At 66.1% G+C, this 21,156-nt stretch carries 14 protein-coding genes, 1 tRNA gene, 3 pseudogenes and 1 riboswitch; of the genes and pseudogenes, 4 read left to right on the top strand and 14 right to left on the bottom strand.

The features are described 5' to 3' along the window. Window positions 1-32: 32 nt before the first annotated feature. A riboswitch (glycine riboswitch) is annotated at window positions 33-136 on the bottom strand. Window positions 137-267: 131 nt separating this feature from the next. The 3 genes and pseudogenes from U5798_RS11900 to U5798_RS11890 form a co-directional block, all read right to left on the bottom strand. After that, a complete protein-coding gene (locus U5798_RS11900; protein WP_124454713.1) occupies window positions 268-636 on the bottom strand; it encodes a hypothetical protein in 369 nt (122 codons plus the stop codon). 200 nt (window positions 637-836) lie between these two features. Then, a complete protein-coding gene (locus tag U5798_RS11895) occupies window positions 837-1,889 on the bottom strand; it encodes an oxidoreductase (RefSeq protein ID WP_322082132.1) in 1,053 nt (350 codons plus the stop codon). A gap of 219 nt (window positions 1,890-2,108) precedes the next feature. After that, window positions 2,109-2,232, bottom strand: a pseudogene (locus U5798_RS11890) (SGNH/GDSL hydrolase family protein); the annotation flags it as partial. Between the two features lie 286 nt (window positions 2,233-2,518). Here U5798_RS11890 and U5798_RS11885 point away from each other — a divergent pair. Beyond that, window positions 2,519-4,606 carry a UvrD-helicase domain-containing protein gene (locus tag U5798_RS11885; RefSeq protein ID WP_322082131.1) on the top strand — a complete coding sequence of 696 codons (2,088 nt, stop codon included), beginning with the start codon at window positions 2,519-2,521 and terminating at the stop codon, window positions 4,604-4,606. A gap of 91 nt (window positions 4,607-4,697) precedes the next feature. On the opposite strand, the gene U5798_RS11880 is transcribed toward U5798_RS11885, so the two are convergent. Continuing rightward, on the bottom strand, window positions 4,698-5,588 hold the full coding sequence (locus U5798_RS11880) for a c-type cytochrome (protein WP_322082130.1): 891 nt from the start codon (window positions 5,586-5,588) through the stop codon (window positions 4,698-4,700). Between the two features lie 252 nt (window positions 5,589-5,840). On the opposite strand from U5798_RS11880, the gene U5798_RS11875 reads away from it, so the two are divergent. Then, a tRNA-Arg gene (locus U5798_RS11875) sits at window positions 5,841-5,916 on the top strand. 15 nt (window positions 5,917-5,931) lie between these two features. Here U5798_RS11875 and U5798_RS11870 read toward each other — a convergent pair. The 9 genes and pseudogenes from U5798_RS11870 to U5798_RS11830 all read right to left on the bottom strand — a co-directional run. Further along, window positions 5,932-6,972: pseudogene (locus U5798_RS11870) on the bottom strand (site-specific integrase); the annotation flags it as partial. Further along, window positions 6,972-7,943: pseudogene (locus U5798_RS11865) on the bottom strand (toprim domain-containing protein); the annotation flags it as partial. The pseudogenes U5798_RS11865 and U5798_RS11870, both read right to left, overlap by 1 nt. Window positions 7,944-8,267: 324 nt before the next feature. Beyond that, the gene (locus U5798_RS11860; RefSeq protein ID WP_322082129.1) at window positions 8,268-9,113 is read right to left on the bottom strand and encodes an N-acetylmuramidase family protein; all 846 of its coding nucleotides are present in this window, start codon (window positions 9,111-9,113) and stop codon (window positions 8,268-8,270) included. A 3-nt stretch (window positions 9,114-9,116) separates the two neighbouring features. Next, window positions 9,117-9,383 carry a phage holin family protein gene (locus U5798_RS11855; RefSeq protein WP_322082128.1) on the bottom strand — a complete coding sequence of 89 codons (267 nt, stop codon included), beginning with the start codon at window positions 9,381-9,383 and terminating at the stop codon, window positions 9,117-9,119. A gap of 1 nt (window position 9,384) precedes the next feature. Beyond that, window positions 9,385-9,729, bottom strand: a complete 345-nt coding sequence (locus U5798_RS11850) for a putative holin (RefSeq protein WP_069246837.1) — start codon at window positions 9,727-9,729, stop codon at window positions 9,385-9,387. Between the two features lie 16 nt (window positions 9,730-9,745). Continuing rightward, the gene (locus U5798_RS11845) at window positions 9,746-9,952 is read right to left on the bottom strand and encodes a tail protein X (RefSeq protein ID WP_322082127.1); all 207 of its coding nucleotides are present in this window, start codon (window positions 9,950-9,952) and stop codon (window positions 9,746-9,748) included. A 764-nt stretch (window positions 9,953-10,716) separates the two neighbouring features. After that, on the bottom strand, window positions 10,717-12,570 hold the full coding sequence (locus U5798_RS11840; RefSeq protein WP_322082126.1) for a beta-galactosidase: 1,854 nt from the start codon (window positions 12,568-12,570) through the stop codon (window positions 10,717-10,719). Between the two features lie 725 nt (window positions 12,571-13,295). Continuing rightward, complete coding sequence (locus tag U5798_RS11835) at window positions 13,296-14,150, bottom strand: hypothetical protein (protein WP_322082125.1); 855 nt, start codon at window positions 14,148-14,150, stop codon at window positions 13,296-13,298. Window positions 14,151-14,159: 9 nt separating this feature from the next. Beyond that, window positions 14,160-14,861: a phospholipase A2 gene (locus U5798_RS11830; protein ID WP_322082124.1), complete on the bottom strand. Its 702-nt coding sequence runs from the start codon at window positions 14,859-14,861 to the stop codon at window positions 14,160-14,162. Between the two features lie 873 nt (window positions 14,862-15,734). On the opposite strand from U5798_RS11830, the gene U5798_RS11825 reads away from it, so the two are divergent. Both U5798_RS11825 and U5798_RS11820 read left to right on the top strand, forming a co-directional pair. Next, window positions 15,735-16,064 carry a helix-turn-helix domain-containing protein gene (locus U5798_RS11825; protein WP_124454772.1) on the top strand — a complete coding sequence of 110 codons (330 nt, stop codon included), beginning with the start codon at window positions 15,735-15,737 and terminating at the stop codon, window positions 16,062-16,064. Window positions 16,065-16,204: 140 nt separating this feature from the next. Continuing rightward, window positions 16,205-17,716: a TIGR04222 domain-containing membrane protein gene (locus tag U5798_RS11820; RefSeq protein ID WP_322082123.1), complete on the top strand. Its 1,512-nt coding sequence runs from the start codon at window positions 16,205-16,207 to the stop codon at window positions 17,714-17,716. Window positions 17,717-17,786: 70 nt separating this feature from the next. Here the strand turns inward: U5798_RS11820 and U5798_RS11815 are convergent, their stop codons facing one another. Further along, entirely contained in the window at window positions 17,787-21,155 is a 3,369-nt protein-coding gene (locus U5798_RS11815) for a glycosyltransferase (RefSeq protein ID WP_322082122.1), read from the bottom strand. Window position 21,156 lies beyond the last annotated feature (1 nt).

Genomic DNA, 21,156 nt, shown 5'->3' with positions numbered 1-21,156 from the left:
AGTGTGGCCCGCGCAGTGCGCGGACGCGATTCCCCGACGCGGTCGGTCCTTTTGCCTGAGAGTTTGCGGGTGTGCCCCTTCGGCGGCGCAACCGGTGTCGAAACGACCCGGTTACACGCTCTCCCGACGCGTGCGGGCGACTGTACGCGAGCGGGTGGGCATTGTCAATTTGGGCAAAAGAATGTCGCTTCGCGACAAGCGGCGGCGTGGGGTGCCGCCGCTTTTGCCGACGCCTGCCGGCACCGGCGGGTGTCGGCGTTGCCGGGATTACTCGCCGATCGCGCGCGCGGCCGTGTCGAGTTCCTGGTTCAGCACGCGCTGCTCGTCGCCGGACAGGCCGCCGCTGTGCTGGGCCGCCATGTCGTTCGATTCCTGGCGGATCACGTCGAGGCGGTGATGCAGCTGCGCGCCATACGGCGGCGGATAGTAGCCGCCGTTCACGCGTGCGTCGATGCGGCGGTGCAGGTTGTCGATCCGGCCCTGGACCTCCTGCATGCGGTCGTTCGCGACGACCTGCGGATTCGGACGCGGCGGGGGCGGAGGCGCCTGCCGGACCGGCCGCTGCGGCTGCACGATACACGCAGCGAGCGAGGAAACCAGGACGCAGCATGCTGCTGCGCGAATCAACCGTTGCATCACATTCTCCTGACGGATTGGTGTCGGATCGACTTTTTGAGAAACGCGTCAGACCGGACGACCGCTGACTTTCGTTCCCGCACCATTTGTAACGGAATGTTCGGGACGGGGCCGGCGCGGCGGCTGACGCAGGGCCGCTGCCCGCCCGCCGTGCGGGAGGGCGGCAGCGGCCGGGTCGGCACTGACCCGGCCGGCGGCCATCATACGATGCGTCGCACGAACGGTACCCGGCGGCCGTCGTGCTCGCTCTGCGCGGCGAGTTCGATGATGGTCATCACGTCGACGGCGTCCTGCGCGGTGACGGGGAACGGTGCGCCGTCGCGGATCGACGCGGCGAGCGCACGGTAGAACTCCGCGTACTGGCCATCGAGCGTCGGAACCGGGCGCTCGACCTCGACGTCGCCGTCGAGCACGCGCAGCAGGCCGGGCGGGTTGCCGCCGCCGAATTCGACGTCGTCCGCGGTGAGGCCGGCCTTGAGCTGGTCTTCCTGCGTGTCGAGCCCGAATTTCTCGTAGCTGCCGCGCGTGCCGTGCAGCGTGAAGCGCGCGGGTTCGATCGCCGACAGCGCGCTCGCATGCAGCGCGACGTCCTTGTCCGGATAGCCGAGCAGCAGGTGGACGAAATCGGGCGCCGTGCCGTTGTCGCGACGTGTCTTGACGGTCGCGCTCACCGTTTCCGGCGTGCCGAACAGCGCGAGCGCCTGGTCGATCAGGTGCGGGCCGAGATCGAGCAGCAGGCCGCCGCCGCGAGCCGGCTCTTCGCGCCAGCGCGTGCGCGGCGTCGGCCGGAAGCGGTCGAAATGCGATGCGAAATAGGTGAGGCGGCCGAGCTCGCCCGACTTGACGATGTCGCGCACGGTGAGGAAATCGCCGTCCCAGCGGCGGTTGTGGAACGGCGCGAACAGCCGGCTGCGCGCGTTCGCGAGCCGTGCGAGCGCAAGCGCCTCGTCGGCGGTGAGCGTGACGGGCTTGTCGACGACCACATGGCGGCCGGCTTCGAGCACCTGGCGCGCGAGCGTGAAGTGCGTGTCGTTCGGCGTGGCGATCACCACGCACTCGATGTCGTCGAGGCCGAGCAGCGTGTCGAGGTCGGGGACGACGCGCGCGCCCGGATACGCGGCCTGCGCGCGATCGGGCTGCCCCGTTGCGATCGCGGCGACTTCAGTGCGGCCGCTCGTGGCGATCACCGGCGCGTGGAACGTCGCGCCGGCGAAACCGAAACCCATCAAACCAATCCTGAGCAATGACGACATGGCAATCCCTGGCTGCGAAGGAAACTAAAGGATGGCGCGCCGAAGCGGCGCGAAGACGACCGGCTATTTTGGCATGGCGCCGCCGCTTGCACAGGGGCGGCGGGCGAAACGCGCGACGCGATGCGGCGCTTGCGCAAGGAAGCGCGGCATTTTGCGCGGGGCCGCGCCCTGCGCGCGGCATGGCCGGCTGCCCGGCTGCATGGTGAACGACCGGCGCGCTGCCGCCCGCCACGCCATCGCGCGGGACGGCCGCCTCGGGCAACCGCGGCGTGACGCGGCGCACGTAGCGGCCTTGCGCGAACAGCAGCGGGCCGAGGGCGGCGGTGGCGAACAGGTAATCCACGAGGTCGATCCGGTAGTGGTTCAGGCGAATGAAATCGGGCCGGAGCGGGCGGCGCCGGGGGAGACATATTCTGACCGATCGGTGCGCGAACGGGGCCGGATTGGCCGGACGGACAGGGCGCGCCCGGCCGGTCGGCCTGCGCGGCCCCGTCCGGCGGCGCTCCCGAAATGCACGCCGCCGACGTGTTAACATGCGCGTCCTGCCCGCGTGTCCGCCTGCTTCGCCAGCCCGCCGCGCACGGCATCCTCCCGGCGTTCCGCCTTCAACCGCAACACCATCCGCCATCATGTCAGCAGGCCTCAATCCCGCTCAGAACGAAGCGGTGCGCTACCTCGACGGTCCCTGTCTCGTGCTCGCCGGCGCGGGCAGCGGCAAGACTCGCGTGATCACGCAGAAGATCGCGCACCTGATCGAAGCGAAAGGCTTCGAGCCGCGCCATATCGCCGCCGTCACGTTCACGAACAAGGCGGCCGCCGAAATGCGCGAGCGCGTGTCGAAGCTGCTCGAGGGCAAGACGCTCACCACGCCCGGCAAGGAAGGCCGCAAGGTGCCCGTCAACCAGCTCACCGTCTGCACGTTCCATTCGCTGGGCGTGCAGATCCTGCGGCAGGAGGCCGAGCATGTCGGCCTGAAGCCGCAGTTCTCGATCATGGATTCGGACGACTGCTTCGGGATGATCCAGGAACAGCTCGGCACGACCGACAAGGGGCTGATCCGCAAGATCCAGAGCATCATCTCGCTGTGGAAGAACGGCCTGATCATGCCCGACGAGGCGATGGCGATCGCGGCGAACGAGGACGAGCACCAGGCCGCGCTCGTCTACCGCAACTACGTCGCGACGCTGCATGCGTACCAGGCGGTCGATTTCGACGACCTGATCCGCCTGCCGGCCGAGCTGTTCGCGAAGAACGAGCAGGTGCGCGACCGCTGGCAGAACAAGCTGCGCTACCTGCTGATCGACGAGTACCAGGACACCAACGCGTGCCAGTACGAGCTGGTGAAGCTGCTTGCAGGCCAGCGCGCCGCGTTCACGGCGGTCGGCGACGACGACCAGGCGATCTACGGCTGGCGCGGCGCGACGCTCGAGAACCTCGCGCAGCTCGGGAAGGATTTCCCGAAGCTGCACCTGATCAAGCTCGAGCAGAACTACCGGTCGACGGTGCGGATTCTGACCGCCGCGAACAACGTGATCGCGAACAACCCGAAGCTGTTCGAGAAGAAGCTGTGGTCCGAGCACGGGATGGGCGATTCGATCACCGTCACGGCGTGCAACGACGAGGAACACGAGGCCGAATCGGTCGTGTTCCGGCTGTCCGCGCACAAGTTCGAGCGGCGCGCGCAGTTCCGTGACTACGCGATCCTGTACCGCGGCAACTTCCAGGCGCGCATCTTCGAGCAGGTGCTGCGGCGCGAGCGGATCCCGTACGTGCTGTCCGGCGGCCAGTCGTTCTTCGACAAGGCCGAGATCAAGGATTTGTGCGCGTACCTGCGGCTGATCGCGAACGCCGACGACGATCCCGCGTTCATCCGCGCGATCACGACGCCGCGCCGCGGCATCGGCAACACGACGCTCGAGGCGCTCGGGTCGTTTGCGGGGCAGGCGAAGGTGTCGCTGTTCGAGGCCGTGTACATGGGCGGGATCGAAGCGCGGCTGTCGGCGCGCCAGGTCGAGCCGCTGCGGATGTTCTGCGACTTCATCCAGCGCCTGACCGAGCGCGCGGACAAGGAGCCCGCGACCGTCGTGCTCGACGACATGATGGAAGCGATCCACTACGAGGCGTACCTGTACGACGCGTTCGACGAGCGGCAGGCGCAGTCGAAGTGGCAGAACGTGCTCGAATTCCTCGAATGGCTGAAGCGCAAGGGCACCAAGCCCGAGACGGAGGCCGTCGACGGCGAGGCCGAAGGCTTCCACAACGCGGATGGGCTCGCCGATACGGGCAAGAACCTGCTTGGCCTGATCCAGACCGTCGCGCTGATGTCGATGCTCGAGGGCAAGGAGGATGATCCGGACGCCGTGCGGCTGTCGACCGTCCATGCGTCGAAGGGGCTCGAGTATCCGCATGTGTTCCTGGTGGGCGTCGAGGAGGGCATCATGCCGCACCGCGGCGGCAGCGAGGACGACGGCCCGATCGACAGCGAGCGGATCGAGGAAGAGCGCCGGCTGATGTACGTCGCGATCACGCGCGCGCAGCGCAGCCTGCATCTGAACTGGTGCAAGAAGCGCAAGCGGGCGCGCGAGACGGTCGTGTGCGAGCCGTCGCGCTTCATCCCGGAGATGGGGCTCGACGAAGCGCCGCCGCCGACGCCGGAAGAAGCGCCGATGTCGCCGAAGGACCGGCTCGCGAGTTTGAAGGCGTTGCTGCAGAAGTGAGGCGGCGGGCCGGCGGACCGCCGCACCGGAAAGAGAAAACCCCCGCGATGCGCATGCGTCGCGGGGGTTTTTTACGAATGGCCCGGCGCGGTTACTTCGACGCGTTGACCATGTAGTCGACGGCCGCCTTCACGTCGGCGTCGGAAGCGGTCGACCCGCCCTTCGGCGGCATCGCGCCCTTGCCGTGCAGCGCGTAGTTGTAGACCGTATCCATCGAGTCCTTCAGGCGCGGCGCCCAGTCCTCCTTGCTGCCGAACTTCGGCGCGCCGAGTACGCCGGCCCCGTGGCAGGCCACGCAGGTCGACGAGTACAGCGCCTTGCCGGCGTCGGCGCTGGCCGGGGCGGCCGCTGCTGCAGGCGCTTCACCGGCCTTCGGGATCGCGGCGATCGCAGCCTGTGCCGCGGCGACTTGCGCGCTCGCGGCGTCGGCCGCGCCCGATGCGGCTGCAGCGCCGCTGGCGGCCGGTGCCGCATTGGCTGCCGGCGCTGCCGGTTCGGGGAAGTTCGCGCCGTCGTTGTTCGCCATGTAGACGATCGCTCGGGCGATTTCATAGTCGCTGACGTCGTCGGGGCTCGTGCCGCCGCGCGGCGGCATCGCGCCCTTGCCGGCGAGGGCCGTCTTCAGCAGCGTGTCGAAGCCTTGCGAGATGCGCGGCGCCCAGTCGTCCTTGTTGCCGAACTTCGGTGCGCCGGCGGCGCCCGTGCCGTGACAGGTCACGCAGACGGCCTTGTAGACTTCCTCGCCGGTCTTGTACGTGCGGGGCGCGTTGGCGTCCTTCACGTCGACCTTGGCGAGCGGCGCGATACGCGCAGCAACCTGCTCGTCGGATAGCGCATCGGTGCCGGCGCCGGAACGGAACGCATGGTTCGCATAGTTGGCGAACAGGACGATCAGGATGATCGGAATCGCGAACGACGCGATGATGACGGCAATCAGCTGCCCGGGTGTCTTGACGGGAGATTCGTGGGGTGCTTCGCTCATGCTTGCCTCGTCTCCATGAATAGGAATTGTGAGCGCGGTGCAACGGCAAAATGGCAGTCCAATGAAGCACGGACGATTATAGACGGAACGTTTACATCACGGCGAGCGGTGCGGTGGCGCGTGTTTACCCGCACGCAGCCCGGCCTAGCGGCCATTCGGCGGGCAAGGTGGACGCGTCATGGGAAACCGGGTATCCTTGCCGTCTTGCCAAACGTGGGCGGCCTGTATATTGGGGTCGCTTCACTGTCTCACGCGCCCGTAGCTCAATGGATAGAGTACTGCCCTCCGAAGGCAGGGGCTGCTGGTTCGATCCCAGCCGGGCGCGCCAAGCCTAGTCAGGCTTTCAGCAGTTTTCCCCCTTCGTCGTACCGTCTCGTTGCAGCTGAATTGCAGCTGGCACCGGCATGGGCTCGGCCGTCAGCGGCGTGACCCACTGCGCGAGGTGGTCGGCCGACAGGTGTGCGTAACGCTGCACCATCTCCATCGTCTCCCATCCGCCCAGCTCCTTGAGTACCTGCAACGGCGTGCCGCGCTGCACGTGCCAGCTCGCCCAGGTGTGGCGCAGATCGTGCCAGCGGAAATCGCTCAGGCCGGCACGCTGCAGCGCCTTGGCCCAGGCGGCCGTCGCCGTCTGGTAGACCGGTCTGCCGCGATAGGTGAACACGCTGTCCGCGCATTCCGGCGCCCGCGGGTTCGCGTGCTGGCGGCGCAGCACGGCGATCGCGGTATCCGAAAGCGGCACCGTGATGGCCTTGCGCGCCTTCGCCTGATCCGGGTGGATCCACGCGACGCGACGCGCGAGGTCGACTTGCGACCACCGCAGCCCCGTCACGTTGGCGCGGCGCAGGCCGGTTTCGAGACTGAAGCGCGCCATGTCGGCGAGATGCGCGGGCAGTTCGGCGAGCAGCCGCTCCGCTTCTGCCGGGGTCAGCCAGCGGATGCGTTTCGAGACGATCTTCGCGCGTTTCGTGACCGGCGCGCGTTCCAGCCATTCCCATTCGACTGCCGCGTTCAACACCGACTTCAACACGCCGATCACGCGGCGCACGGTGCCGTCGCTGACGGCTCGGTCGGTCTCGACGATGCCGTGCCGGGTGCGCACCGTGCGCGGCTCTTGGCGCTTGGCCTGCGCGATCGCGTCGATGCGGTTCCGGTCGATGGCGGCGAGCGCGACGCCGGACAGGTGCCGGTCGAGCCAGCGCAGGTGAATCTTCGACGTTTCCAGGCTGGCGAGCCCCGCGCGTTCGCCGACGTAGCGCACGACCGCGTCGTTCCACGAATGGCGTGGCTTCGTACCGAGCCGCGCCTGGTTCCACAGGTCGACCTTCAGCCGGTCGTGGAATTCCTGGGCCTGCGCTTTGTCGCGGGTGCCAGTGCTTCCCTGTTCTGCCGGAACGTCGTCTGGTAGGCGGCGATCACGCGGCGCGCGTCGCTGACCGGGCCACCCGGGAACGTGAGGTTGTGATACGGGCACTGCTTGTCGGCTTCGGTGAAGTAGCAGTCGGGGCCTTCGTTGACGATCAGCCGCCCGTCGCGCCATGCGAGCCCGACGAAGTTCGCGGCGCGGCGCGCGCCGAGATCGGCGCCGCGCTCGAGAATGTTCACCATCCGCTTGAACGGCGCCGGCGCCCAGATCGGGCCGAACTTGCTCCACTGGTCGACGTTGTGCAACTGGTCGTCGAGCATCACGCGGCGGATCAGCTGCGCACCGTGCCGCGGCGCCTGCACCGACACGGCGAAGTAGATGGTGGGCGCCTGGTCGGCGTCACCCGTCATCGTGGACGTCGCGCTCGCGACGGCCACGCGGCTGATGCCGGCGATGCGGAAGCCGCACAGGTCGGTCATCACGGGCGTCTCGACGCCGGATTCCTCGTTGCGATCCATCTTGGAGATGTAGTTCGTGAAGTCGGGCCGCACGCGAAACCGCCAGTACTGCGCGAAATCGTGCGCCGGCAGGAAGATGCGCGGCCGGCCGCGGCGCGATGCGTCGCCGGGCAGGCCGGCGACGAGCCACGGTTCGAGCTGGTCGAGCGCGCGCGCCAGGTCGGCCGGGCCGCGCAGTTGCAGGTAGTCGTTCACGTCGTTGATCGGCGTGCGCGCGGCGTCGCCGTCCGCCAGATCCGCCAGCCAGTCCGACTGGTCGACCAGCACGGCGCTGATGTCGAGCGCGGTCAGCCGTTCATGGAGTGCCCACGCGGCCTCGGGACCGGGGCGCTGCCCGGCGCGCGGGTGGCCTTCCGCGAACGGCTCGTCGTTGTCCAGGCAGATCGTGACCTGCTTGCCGCGCAGGAACGTGAAGTCGATGCGCTCGACGTTCGCGAGGCCGCGCAGCGCAAGCGCGGCCGTGCCGGGCAACGTCGTCAGGCAGACGAGTGCCAGCCCAGGCGCGAAGCGCGGCGTTTTCATCGGTCAATCTCCGGTTTTCAAGTCGGGTGGCGTCGAGCTTCGATGCGATCGCAGCCTGCGAACGGTCGAGCCGGGCCTGCTGTCGTGCGCGCTCGGCGGTGTCCTGCCGCATGCGCGAGATGACGTCATCGCGCCCGGCAAGCGCCTGTCGTGCGTCGACGAGTTGCTGCCGTGTGGCGCCCAGGTCCGCGTGCAGCTCACGCACGTACAGCGCCGCGGCGGCGCACGCGGCAAGCGCGGCGATGCAGGCGGCGAATTTCGCGGCGAAACCGTTCATGCGGCGGACGTGGCGCCGGCCGATACGGATCCGCTCGGCGTCGACGCGGCCGGTTGCGACGCATAGCGGTCATAGGCGCGTGCGAGCTTCACGTCGTAGAGGTTCGCCGCGTAGTCGGGGCCGTTGTACGCACGTGCGAATGCGGCCCACTGGCGGGCGGCGAGCGCGCGGCGCAGCGCGTCGTCGGCCGCGATGTAACGGACGAAGGCCTCGAGGTGCTGGGCTTCGCCGCTCTCCATGCACGCGACGAATTCGTCGACGCCGGCGTAGCCGAGGCGCTCCCAGTGGTAGCCCATCACCTGGAATGCGCCCCAGCTCGCGGATTCCAACGCGGCGCCGGCATCGATCGACTCGGCCGTCGCGAGACGCGTGTATTCCGCGGCGCCGCCGCGATAGCCGCCGCGTGTGCGCGACACGATGTCCGGCTGCCGCGCCGCGAACGGTGCGGGATCGATGCCGCGTGCTTGCAGACGCTTCCAGAACACGTGGCGTTCGAACAGGATCACGGGCCGGCCGTCGGGCAGGAACCCGGCGCCGCGCGACTCGACTTCGTTGACCGCGCGAATGCATGCGAGCGGCGCGTCGAGCATGCGTGCGGCGCGTTCAAGATCGGCGAGCGCGAGGTGGGACGGATCGCGCCGGCCGGTGGCGAGCGCGGCGCAGGTCTTCGGGCCGGCGATGCCGTCGTCGACGAGGCCGCTCTTCCGTTGCAGCGCGATCACGGCGGCTTCGGTTGCCGCGTCATAGAGGTGCGTGACCTGCACCGGGTAGCCGGCGCGGATCAACCGGCGTTGCAGCAGGCCGACGTCGTCGCCGTGGTCGCCGAGGCGGCGGGTCTTCATGATTCATTCACTCCTGAGCAGGCGGGCCACGTTGCCGCGCGTGCCGCAGACGGACATCGCCAGCAGGACGGCGGTAGCCGCTTCGAAGAAGCCGACGGAGCCGGCATGCAGCAGCAATTCGATCGATGCGCCGCCGGCGACCGCCACGACGATCCATGCGAACCAGGACGCGTGATGCCGGTGCCGCGCGCCGTTGCGCCGGTAGGTGAGCACGCGCACGAGCACGGCGACGTGGGCGCAGAGCGCGATCAGCACGAGCGGGAGCGGCATGTCATCCCCCCTTGCGGAACAGCGCGAGCAGGTCCAGCGTCTTGACCCGTTCGATGAGTTGCAGCGTGACGGCGATGACGAGCGCGGCCGCGAAGAACGCGGCGACGCCCGTCGAGTGGATCGGCGTGGCGCCGACGATTTCCGGCGCGGCGAGATAGCCCATCACGAGCGAGATCAGCAGGTACGCGGCGCGCCGCGCGACGCCGATTTCCTTCGACGTGACGACCACGAGTGCGGCGCCCGTGAACGCGCCGATCAGCGCGTTGCCGTCGATGCCGGGCGCGAGCCCGGCGACGCCGATCGCGGCGGACAGCATCGCGGCGGTGGTGAGGTTCGGTTCGGCCATGCAGGCGATTCCAGGGTCAGTCAAACAGTTGCAGCAACGGCCGTGCGCGCGTGGCGGTGTCGAGCGGCGGCAACTGGACGGGCGTGCCGGCCGGCAGCACGACGCCGAGGCTGGCGAGCCCGGTGTTGGCTTCGAGCACGGTTTCGACGGTGCCGTCCGTGCGGCCGTAATGGCGCCAGCACAGCGCGTCGACGGAGTCGCCTTGCAAGGTGCGCACGATCATGGCTGGCGCTCCCGATGCGGGAACGCGACGCAGTCGCCGGCCGGCGCGTGGTGGAGGTTTGTCGATGTCGTGCTGCTTGCCATGGCGAGGTTCCGGGCGTGAGGCAGTGGATAGGGTTCCCATGGTCGAGCTTCGCCGAGCGGCGTTCAACGACACGCATGCGTGGCCTGTGCGGAGACGCAGCATGACGCGTGTCGCGATGGGCATCGGGCCTTACGCTTTCCGTGGGGGTGCTCGATGTCGCGGGCGGGTGCGGCGTGAGCCGTGCAGCGGGATTGCAGCTGGCGTGAGCCGCGGCGGCCTTGATTGATCTTGTGCAGCCTTGGTTTTGCACTGTGCGACGCGTGGTGAGCCTTGCCGGGCAAGGGCGGGGGGGACGTAGGTAAAACTCCGAAGGCAGGGGTTGCTGGTTCGATCCGGGCGCGCCGAACCTGGTCAGGCTCTCGGCGGTTTCGTTACTTCATCGTTGCCCCCGACTACGATGAAATTGCAGTTAGCCGGCGCCGGTTGGCCGTGTTTACGCTGTGGCTGGCGCGGCTGCCGGTGGTGACCGATCCTCGCGATCGCCGACTTAGCGGATGGCCGCAGCGTTCCGGGCGTGGCGCGGCGTGTGGTCGAGCCTCGCGTGGTTCCACCGCGCGACCTTCAGCCGGTCGTGGAACGCCTGGGCCTGCGCTTGGTTGCGGGTGCTGTCTTGTACGACTGGACCGCGCCCGATGGGGTGGTCGAGCGGAATGCCAAGGCTGCTGTGGCGCGGCGGCGGATCAGCCGGTGAGCGTTGAACGAAGGTCGATCGGCGCCGGCGTGATTTGATGCATGTCGAAGATAACCACTTCGTTGTACCCGGTTCGCAGCCACGGGGCGGGGCAGAACAGTCGATATTGAGGGCCGACGTTCCAGTAGCGGCCGAGGTTGCGCCCATTGACCCAAACGATGCCTTTGATCCAGTCGCGCATGTCCAGGAACGTATCGCCCACCTGGTCGAGCACCAGTGCCGCCTTGAAGAACAAACCCGGTCGTGTCGGATTCGTGCAGCGTTGCTGCAGTGTCGTGATGTACTCGGCGTCCATCGGGAGCGCATAAGTTGTCCATCCACGTAACGGCTTCGCACCGACCGCCACATCCCCGTCAATACCCTTTCGATCAATCAGGTCGTCACCGTAGTTGACGCGGCCCATGCCTTCGACGAGCACATCGAGCACCTTGCCACCGGTCGGAAGCGTGACGTGCTCAGTGTTTGATACGACGCGCAGCCCTTCCGCGAGATAGCGCGGCATTTTCGCTCGCGTGATGCCGCCAGCATATTCGGCGTCGACGAACACGCTCGCATAGTCATGAACGTCCCCCGTCAATAGCGGGCCGCCGGCTCCGCCGATGTCCGCGTGGCGGTAAAGAACGAAGCCGGCCTGTTGGCCGTGCATTTCCATCGGCCGCGGCGCGTCGCTTGTGGCGGTCGGCGCCGGCAGGTTGTCCCAGAGCGATGCGAAAAGAAACGGTCGCAGAGAATGATCGCCGGCGAGCTCGATCGTGGGCGGTGCAGCCGGTACGGGCGGAAGCGGTTCGGACAGGTGCGCCTGGATCAGGTCGCGGTAGCGCATGAAGCTTGCCGCCGCGCGTCCCTGCTCGTCGATTGGCGCGAAGTAGTCGTAGCTCGTGATGTCAGGTTGATAGTCACCTGTCTTGTGATCGCGGTTCGCGCCGGCCGTAAAGCCGAAGCTCGTGCCGCCGTGGATCACGTAAATGCTGAACGACAGGCCGTAGCGCATGAAATCCGCTAGCTCGCGCGAGATATCGGAGTCATCCCCCTGGAATTTCCGGTCGCCCCAATGGGTGAAGAAGCCCGGATAGACTTCGCCGCCCATAACGGTAGAGCCGGGGAATTCTTCGCGTATCCGATCGATGTCGTGTGCTTTCGGTCCACTGAGGCCGATCGCGCAGCCGTCAAGGGCAGTGCGGTTTTCCCGCAATTGCTTGACACCGTCGTCGGTAAAGAACGGCCCGGCGATTCCGCCGTCCACCCATGCCCGCCGTATTTCCTCCAGATAGGCGATGTCGTCACCATAGGTCGCATACTCGTTTTCGATCTGGATCAGTAAGATCGGCCCGCCGTTTGCCGACATCAACGGGCGCACGCGCGGCACAAGCTCGGCAATGTACTGGCGCGCCGCGTCCATGAAGCGCGGGTCACGGTGCGAGCCCACACGCAATTGAATGTCATCGTGTGCGAGCAAGCGCGAAGGGATGCCACCCAGATCCCACTCGCCGCAGATGTACGGGCCGGGCCGCAGCAGCACCCACATGCCTTCGTCCTGGCAGAGCTGCATGAATGTCTCGACGTCGCGCTCGTCTGATTCGAAATCGAATTCACCCGCGGCCGTCTCGTGGAAATTCCACATGACGTAGACCGCGATGGTGTTCATCCCCATCGCCTTCGCCATCTGGATTCGCTGGCGCCAGTACTCGCGCGGGATGCGCGCCGGATGCATTTCGCCGCTACGAATCTGGAATGGCACACCGTCGAGCAGGAAAGTGATGCCGTCGTCGCCGAACGTCAGTGTGTGACTGCCCCCGTTTTTCGGCGTAGGGCCGGAGAGGATTTGCCGTGGTTCGAACGTCACGGACGTTTTGTTGCGACCGCATGCCCCGAGAAGCGGCACCAACGCTGCCGCCATCAAAAAGTTTCGCCTGTTCAAACTTGTGTTCCGGTTCTTTTTTAGGGATTCGCCGAGCCTGGCCCTGGCTCGCCTTTCAGTAGCACAACATTATCTTACGAATCCCATCTTCGGGTCAGATCGCAATCAGCCGCGGGATGCGCCACGGGCGTCTGGTGCGGTCGGTTGAACTGCGACGACAAATTGGGGCGGGTGATGAACACGAGGGGAGCCAAGCCCTCGTAGCAGGACGCCGATGCCATTTCCAGGAGGGACGGGGAGGGGGAATGTACCGGGCCTGCGGCCGCCGCCGCGCGGTCCCCTCCCCGCCTGCGGGCTTCGCTTGGCAGGGTGGTTTTTGTGCACCGGGCCGACCAGCTCGGCGGCCCTTGTGGTGCGGGGTTCCGGGCGATTCGCGGCGCGCGGAAATCGTGCGTTTTGGTGCGCAGCGATGCGAGTTCATGCGCGCAGTTGTGACCCCGCCCCACCCGCACATAAAAATGAATTGTTTTTATGCACTCATGCACCGGGCTCTCAGGGCCGGCCAGCACGGGCCGCGCGGCGATTCGCGGCCCGATTCTTCTATGTGCTTTTGTGCGCCTTGGTTATGCAGTCTCGGCACTTGCCTGCCTTGACAACCTGTCAGCTCTAAAACTTCAACTCACCTCAACGGGCTTGTGGTGGTGATCGAATCAGTACCTTATTCCGACAGAGTATCTATCTGGAAACTCGGCAGGCTTTCCGAGAAATACGTTGGGATTTGCTAGGCGCATCATGTCCATTTGCACCGACAAAGCGGATACCAAAGATCGAGTATCAACATTCTCTGCGTGAGCAAGAGCATTTAACGCACGCGTATCACCCATAACGCTGGCCAAGGCATATCCAGCATAGACGCCTTCAGGGGTATTTCCCTCCTTAGCGGCACGGGCTGCAAAAATGTACCCGGCGAATGGCGAGCCGCTTGCCCTGACAAGCCTTTCTGCATTGACTAATCTTTGAGACCATTGGCTATCGGTGCCGGTCTTATTAATCTTGTCAAGAACGCTCTCACTTTCTTTTCCGTAGACCTCCCTCATTAGATAAAAGTAACTCGCCTTAATATTCCCTTGGTCGACAAGATTTCCTAATTCATCGACGCTCATTTTTTGCGCGGTGATAACATCTTGCGGCATTGGGTATCCATTTTTCACAAGCCAATCGTATTGTTCTGGTTTGGTAAATGCGATGGCATTCTGATCGAATTTTCCGTAGAAGTCGTCCATAACCAAACGGTCCGATCCGTTAAATGAATTCCGCAAGTCCTCGTCGTTGCGAAAATCTTTGGGCGCTGTTGCTTCAGTGAGTTGATATTTTTTTGGAATGACAATTTCTCCATCTTTCACCGTCGTTTTGCTGGTCGAATCTGCGGCGGGATGAGGGCTGTCGTTTGAAACAATTTCCCGTGCATCTTTTAAAGGTGGCGTGGATTTAATCGATGATCTATAGCCGAAGTAACCCAACACTGCTATCGCGAGAACGATCAATATTCCCCATCTGTGTTTCATGGAAACCTCTTAAAAAATACAAAGGCTTGCGCCATAATATTGACCAACTTTATTGCGCATGTAACCAAAAAGCGCGCAAAACCATTGATCTACTGAGTCTTGATATGGACCGTCACCAAATTTCCGAACGGCGTCAGCATAGTTTCGCGCCGTCGCTTCGCACACTCCGGAACCGCCGCACGTTTGCATCATGTCTCGCTCAAATGCGTCGTCACAGGATTTCTTGCCCCATCTGCTGCCGTAACATACGTCGTGATTATTGCATGCATTGGTGAAGTCATATCCGAACGGGGCATTGGGGATGACATGCTTCATCCAGCCATTGGCCGGCCCACACCCATTTTGCAGTGCTGCTGGATTTGGTGTGAAAAAAACTCCCTTTGTAAACGGCTCCTTCTTTCCGACCTTGTTGTCAAGTTTGAATTCACCAATATTTGGCGGATTAGCAAAATTGCAGTTTTTCAGGTCTTGCCTGAGTGATTTGGTAAATTCACATTGAAGTTTGGGGCTGATAGGCATGAAGGCTACACCGAAAACGGTTGGTCCTTTTGCCGGTGGGCCTATATCGCCTACAAAATCAATTGTGAACGAGTTGATGTTTGGTCTGGATGCACTTACATTGATAGTTGGGAGAACCTCTTGTCCATGCGTCACATCGATGCAAAGCAGTGCGCTAAGCAAGAGCAATATTGATGCGAATATGTTCTTCATTTTATCCCGTGGTCATAAAATATTTAAACTTAATGTCACATGAATTACCGAATCTATTTCTATGCTTGATTCGCTCGCCAACGAGTGGCCATGGTGTGGACATCCGTCGACATTACAAATGCAAATAATTATCATTTGCATTTGTATGGAAACTACAGCAACACTTGATGGAGGTCAAGTTCTTGGCGGTTACGAATGGAGAGCTGGATCTGAGCGGCTGGCTTGTAGATGAGGTCGTAGTCGTGGCCTGCACGATTACGAGATTCCGTCGATGCCGCCGACCTCGTAGCGCATACGGAGATACGAAGTCATGCGGCAGGGCCGCATGCCGAACAGCCAGCCGCAGCCAATCTTGAGTTTGGGACCGGCGCGATTGTGTTTCAGTGGCGACACAGACCTGTCAGAGTCGCTAGGGCGGGACGGTTGCCGCGCGGGGAGAAGATGCTTAAAGCTGTTTCGCTATATAGCGACGGGGTACAGTGGAATTACAGTTTGGATGACCTTGGACAGCCCTGATTGACCTTGATTAGCCTTGGTTTTGCCGATTGCGAGTCGTGTAAGGCTTTGATTTTTAAAGGGGCATGGAGTGTCGGTAAAGCTCCGAAGGCAGGGGTTGCTGGTTCGATCCCAGCCGGGCGCGCCAAAACATGCCTGTTCAGGCTTTCAGCGGTTTCTCCGCATCATTGTTTTCCCGTTTGCAGTAACATCCCGGCCGATTGCCGTCATGGCGGTTATCGATCGCGTGCGCATCCGGCACGGCGAAACCCTTCGCTGATCCGGTTCGACGTGCCCGAAGCCCGCCCGAAGACGCCGCTCGAGCCTATCGACCGAAACCAGGAGCAGCCGCATCGCATCGCGATCGGCCATCGCCGGATGAGCAAATCACTTTCCGTTCAGATCATCAACGGGCCGGACGGCGCGCCGGCCTTCGTCGTGATTCCGTACGCGGAATACATGGCGCAGCGCGACCAAGAGCGCGACCTGATTCCGCACGAAGTCGTGACGCGCGCCGTGTTCGACGGCGGCTCGCCGGCACGTGCATGGCGCGAGTATCTCGGGCTGACGCGCGCCGAAGTCGCGCGGCGGATCGGCATCGGCCGGGCGGACTATGCGAAACGGGAAAAGCGCCCGAAGCTGCGCAAGCCGATGCGCAGGAAGATTGCCACCGCACTCGGCATCACGCTCGCGCAGCTCGATTTCTGACGGCCTGACGCGCAGCGCGGCGAACCGCGAGGGCCGCACACGCATCGGTGCCGTGCCGTCTCGCCGTTGTGCGAGAATCGCCGGCAACGACAACTCAAGCGTCGATCGCGGCGGCCGTCCGCGCATCGCGCCGACTCCCGATGGCTGCCACCCCGTCTCCCTCGACCGCAGTCGATGCCCGCGCGCTGACCGATGCGCAGCAGGCGCTGCTCGCGCGTCTGAATGCCTATTCCCCCGACGATCCCGACGCGCCGCTGCCATACAGCCGACGCCTCGCCGAAGCCGAAGGCTGGTCGCATGCTCATGCGCTGGCCGTGATCGACGAGTACAAGCGCTTCGCGTTTCTCGCGCAGGCGGCCGGGCATCCGGTCACGCCGTCGGTCGCGGTCGATGCCGCGTGGCATTTCCACCTGCAGTACACGCTCGAATACTGGGACGTCTTCTGCGCCGACGTGCTGCGCGCGCGACTGCATCACATGCCGGGCACGGGCGCGCCGGACGAGGGCGCGGTGTACGCGCAGCGCTATCGCGACACGCTCGACAGCTACCGCCGGCTGTTCGGCCATGCGCCGCCGGAATCGATCTGGCCCCGCCCCGTCGACCGGCCGGCCGAAGCGGCGCCGCCGCAGGCAGACGAGCCGGCCTTCACGCCGACGCGCCGCACCTGGCGCAGCCGGCTGCCGAAACTCGCGTGGCCGGCGGCCGCCGCGAGCGTCGCCGCGACCTGCGCATCGGCGCAGGACTTCAACGTGCTGGACTACACGGGGCCGCAGTTTCTCGCGTTCTACATCCCGGCCTGCATGGCCGCGCTGCTGTTGATCGGGCTGGCGCAACAGATCGAATACCGGTGCCGGCGCAGGCGCGCATTCTCGTCGGACCTGACGGTCGAGCAGGCCGCGTACCTCGCCGGCGACGAGTCGCGGGTCGTGCAGGTCGCGACGCTGTCGCTCGTTCACGCGGGCGCGATCGAGCTGGCGATGGCCGGGCGGCTGGGTGGGCGCGTGCGGCTTGTCGATGCGACACGGGCCGGCGAATACGGGGACGAATGCGAATGGCTGGCCGGTCAGCCTGACGGGGAGGCCAGCTTCGGCGCATTCCGTCAGCTGCTGGCGCGTCGCGCTGCCGAGCAGGCGAAATCGTTGCGCGCGCGGGGCTGTTTCTGGGCGCCGGGCGACATGTGGACGGCGCGCGTGGCCGCCCGCGCGATCGCGCTGGGGGTGCTCGGCACGGGCGCGGCGAAACTGGCGGTCGGGCTGAGTCGCGGCCGGCCGGTCCTGTTGCTCGTGATCTGCATGGCGGCGTTCGCGATTGCATACGGCATCGTCGTGGGGCGGCTGACCGGGTTCGGGCGGCCCGGCCTGACGGTGGGCGGGCAGGCGTCGCTCGCGGCCCGGCGAACCGTGCGCAGCGGCGAACACGACCGGCCGGACGCGTTGCTGTGGACCGCCGCGCTGTTCGGCGCGGGCGCGCTGGCCGGCACCGCGTGGGCCGCGCATTCGATGGTGCTGATGGAACCGCCGCCGTTGACGCCGACCGCCGCGCGGGCGGGCGGATCGACCGGTTCGTCCTGCAGTTCGAGCGACTCGTCGTCGAGCTGCAGTTCGTCGAGCTCATGCAGCTCGAGCAGTTGCGGCGGCTGTTCGAGCAGCTGAGCACAGGGCGCGCTGCCGGGATAGCGCGCCGGGCCGCCAGCGTCAGGCAAGCGGCACGGCGCGCGCCGAACTACGCGATCGCGGCATCGGCGGGCGTTCGTGCCTGCGCAGCACGCCCGTCGCCCGCCTCGACGATCAGCGTCCAGTCGAACGCCGGCAGTGCGCAGAGCTGCTCGACGGTGGCCGTGTACTCGTGCGCGGGCGCGTGCAGGTAGCGCACCTTGTCGGTCCATTCGGGCAGCGGCGCCTGCGACGTGGTCACCACGACCGCCAGCAGATCCTGTTCCGGCCGCCTTGCGATTTCCTGCAGGCTCAGCCGGACCTTGTCGAGGTCGCCCTCGGCGTCGAGGATCAGCGCGCCGGGGATCGGCGCATCCGGCCGGCCGGGCGGGTTGCCGACAGCGCCTTTGTCGATGCACTGCTGATACACATGGCGATAGCGCGGCAGCGCCTGCTGCAGCGCGTGATGCTTGCGGACCTTCGCCTGCGCCGTGCGCGCGAGCCCGCGGCGCAGCGCCGGGTTCGCGATCAGCCGGTCGAGCGCGTCGACCCAGGCCTGCGGCGCATCCGGGACCAGCAGGCCGTCGCAGCCGTCGTGCAGCGCGAGGCGATAGGCTGGCCGGTCGCTGACGATCGAAGCGATGCCGGCCGCCGCGTATTCCTGCCACTGGATCGTGCTCGTGCCGGCGTTGTAGTCGTGGTCGGCGAGCGGCAGCAGCGCGATGTCCCAGCACCGTTCCGGCAGGCGTTGTGCGTGCGCGTCGTAGTCGTGAAGCTCGGGCTCGCACGCGGCGTCCGGGTGGCCGGCCCAGCCTGGCGGGACGTCTGCGCCGACGAAACTCACCTTGACCTTGCCGGGATGACGCGCGCAGATCGCCTGCAGCGCCGCGTCGACGAGCGCAAAGTTGTCGGCGCGCAGCGACGCGCCGGCGATGCCGATCGTCACGCAGTCGTCGCCGCGCGCCGTCACGGGGCGGTAGAACCGGTCGAAGTCCACGCTGTCGGGCAGCACGTGAACGCGCGGGTGCGACAGCCGGTAGCGGCTGGCGATGAACGGCGTGGATACGATCACGGCGTCCGCGTTGCGCAGCACGAGCTCGATCCCCGCGCGGGCCATCCTGCCTTGCGCGGCGAGCGGGTGCGCGGCCGGCAGGTCGGTCAGCAGGTCGTCGGTCTCGTAGATCACCGGCTTTTCATGCCTGAAGATCGTATACAGGTCGTTGCCCGTCAGGATGCCGGGCGTCAGCCGGTGCAGCAGGATGGCGTCGGCCGTGGCCAGCACGCTGCTGTCGATCTGGCCGTCCCGGATGCCCGGGACGAGTTCCCATTCGTCGTTCAGCAGACCGAACGGCAGCGTGAGGCGAATGCGCGACGACGCGCACGCGTCCGGATCGGTCGAATACACGATCAGGCGCTTGCGGCGCGGTGTGGCGTCCGCAGTCGCGGCGACGGGCGCCATCGTTCGGTTCTCCGCGAGCAGCCGCGCGTACAGCGCGCCGTGGCGCGCGGCGTTGCGGCCGATGTCGTGCTGCGCACGGATCTCATCCTGCGCGGCCGCGGCGAGTTGCGCGCGGGTTTGCGGATGTTCGATCAGGTGCGCGATCGCGTCGACCCACGCATCGGCGGTGTCGGCGACGAGCCAGCCCGTGCGGCCGTGGACAACCGGGCAGCCGTCCGCCGGCGTGGCGACGAGCACCGTGGCCGCGCCGGCCGCCGAGCATTCGAGCCATGCGCGCGGCGGCGCATCGTCGCGCAACGTGACCGGCGCCGCGACCAGCGCGATGTCGAGGTCCGCGCGCTTCAGCGCGTCGGCGTAGCTGTCGTAAGGGGCAGGCTCCGCGATCAGCGTGACGTCCGGTTCGCGGTCCCAGCCGGCCGGCAGCGCCGCGCCGATGAACGACACCCGGAGCTTCCCCGGAAACCGGCGGCGGAGCTCGGCCAGCGCCTGGCGGACCTGCTCGAGACGCACGCCGTCGAGACCGGTGCCGGAAACCGCGAGGTTCACGTGGTCGCGCACGCCGGGCGCCGCGCGGTGCAGACGCTCGAGATCGACGCCGGTCGGCAGCACGTGGACCGATGCGTTGACATGACGGTACTGCCGCACCAGCGCTTCCGACGGCACGACGAGCGCATGCGCGCGCTGCACGGCGCTGCGGATGCCGGCCTTGCGGCGCGCGTTGTCGGCCGCGCCGGGGATGTCGGCGAGCAGCGTGTCGAGCGGCGCGTCGATCTCGAGGACGATCGGCTTGCCGAGCGAGAACAGGTGTTCCAGCGTGGCGGGGGACAGCAGGCCCGGCGTGTCGCCCTGCAGCACGATCAGGTCGGCGCGCTGCAGCGCGTCGGGATCGATGCCGGCTTGCGTGACAGGGAAAGTCAGTGCCCATTCGCGGTCCAGCCGCGCGAACGGCTGCGTGAAACGCAGGCTGGTGCGCGCGTGGTCGGCCGGTTCTGCGGTGACGACCGCGATGCACGAGCGCGGCGCGGACGCGGGCTGTCCCTGGGCGGCGGCGCCCGTCGCGACGGCCTGCGCATCCAGCTTGTCCGCGTGTGCCTGGGTCCGCTCGACGAAGTTCTGCAACTGCTGCCAGAACGCCTCCTCTTCCTTCAGGTAGACGCTGCGCGCTTCGTGAACGGTGGCCTTCGCGTGGGCGATCTCGTGTTCGTCGAGCCCCCACGCGATGCCCTTGCCGTCCATCACCCACCGGGTCGGCTCCGACAGCGACGCGTCATTCATGATGCACACGACCGGGCAGCCGCACAGCAGTGCTTCGAACACGGCGGTGGACCACTCGTACATGTACACGCACTCGACCTGTCGGAACAGCGCCGCGAGTTCGTGCGCCGAACGTTCCGGCACGCGGGTCGAGATTTCGATCGAGTCGGCGGTGACCGGATGCAGCGTGCCGCCGCGCCGCAGGTGGCGATTGATGAAGACGGCCGTGCCGTTGCGGCGGGCGTCGTCGACACCGTCGCTGTTGAAGATGCGCGTGTCGACCAGCGGTATGCGCAGCAGGTCCGCCTGCCATTCTTCTGGCACCAGCGACGGCCCGAACGTGAAGACGAGGTCGTTCGGCTGCAGCGTGATCGGTTCGCCGTTGATGCGACCGGGCTCGGCCAGCAGGTAGCGCACGACGCAGCGCGCGTTGAACGGATTGCCGGTGACGACATCCGGGTAGACGACGATCGGGCTGCGATTCGCGCGGGCGTGCGCCTGCACGATGTCGTTGGTCAGCGGCGGCGTGCGCAGGTCAGGATGCACGACCGGCGTGCAGACGTACGCTTCGTGGCCGAGCAGGTTCAGCACGTGGCACAGGTAGTGCATCGCGCGGATCCCGCCGGAGGTTTGCCGGAAATTCGGCGCGTGTATGTAGTACGGGTGGCCGAGTCGCGTAAAGATGCGCGAACCGCCGTGCGCCAGGCCAGGTTGGGGAGTCGTCATC

This window comes from Burkholderia sp. BCC1972 (genome assembly GCF_905339605.1).
Taxonomy (GTDB): domain Bacteria; phylum Pseudomonadota; class Gammaproteobacteria; order Burkholderiales; family Burkholderiaceae; genus Burkholderia.
Note: the sequence above shows the minus strand (reverse complement) of the source record. Positions and strands in the feature narration are given on the sequence as shown.

What these genes read in the sequence shown, in the direction of transcription:
- U5798_RS11900 (WP_124454713.1), bottom strand. Translation starts at nt 636, where the DNA reads ATGCAACGGTTGATTCGCGCAGCAGCATGCTGCGTCCTGGTTTCCTCG.
- U5798_RS11895 (WP_322082132.1), bottom strand. Translation starts at nt 1,889, where the DNA reads ATGTCGTCATTGCTCAGGATTGGTTTGATGGGTTTCGGTTTCGCCGGC.
- U5798_RS11885 (WP_322082131.1), top strand. Translation starts at nt 2,519, where the DNA reads ATGTCAGCAGGCCTCAATCCCGCTCAGAACGAAGCGGTGCGCTACCTC.
- U5798_RS11880 (WP_322082130.1), bottom strand. Translation starts at nt 5,588, where the DNA reads ATGAGCGAAGCACCCCACGAATCTCCCGTCAAGACACCCGGGCAGCTG.
- U5798_RS11860 (WP_322082129.1), bottom strand. Translation starts at nt 9,113, where the DNA reads ATGAAGACCCGCCGCCTCGGCGACCACGGCGACGACGTCGGCCTGCTG.
- U5798_RS11855 (WP_322082128.1), bottom strand. Translation starts at nt 9,383, where the DNA reads ATGCCGCTCCCGCTCGTGCTGATCGCGCTCTGCGCCCACGTCGCCGTG.
- U5798_RS11850 (WP_069246837.1), bottom strand. Translation starts at nt 9,729, where the DNA reads ATGGCCGAACCGAACCTCACCACCGCCGCGATGCTGTCCGCCGCGATC.
- U5798_RS11845 (WP_322082127.1), bottom strand. Translation starts at nt 9,952, where the DNA reads ATGATCGTGCGCACCTTGCAAGGCGACTCCGTCGACGCGCTGTGCTGG.
- U5798_RS11835 (WP_322082125.1), bottom strand. Translation starts at nt 14,150, where the DNA reads ATGAAACACAGATGGGGAATATTGATCGTTCTCGCGATAGCAGTGTTG.
- U5798_RS11830 (WP_322082124.1), bottom strand. Translation starts at nt 14,861, where the DNA reads ATGAAGAACATATTCGCATCAATATTGCTCTTGCTTAGCGCACTGCTT.
- U5798_RS11825 (WP_124454772.1), top strand. Translation starts at nt 15,735, where the DNA reads ATGAGCAAATCACTTTCCGTTCAGATCATCAACGGGCCGGACGGCGCG.
- U5798_RS11820 (WP_322082123.1), top strand. Translation starts at nt 16,205, where the DNA reads ATGGCTGCCACCCCGTCTCCCTCGACCGCAGTCGATGCCCGCGCGCTG.
- U5798_RS11815 (WP_322082122.1), bottom strand. Translation starts at nt 21,155, where the DNA reads ATGACGACTCCCCAACCTGGCCTGGCGCACGGCGGTTCGCGCATCTTT.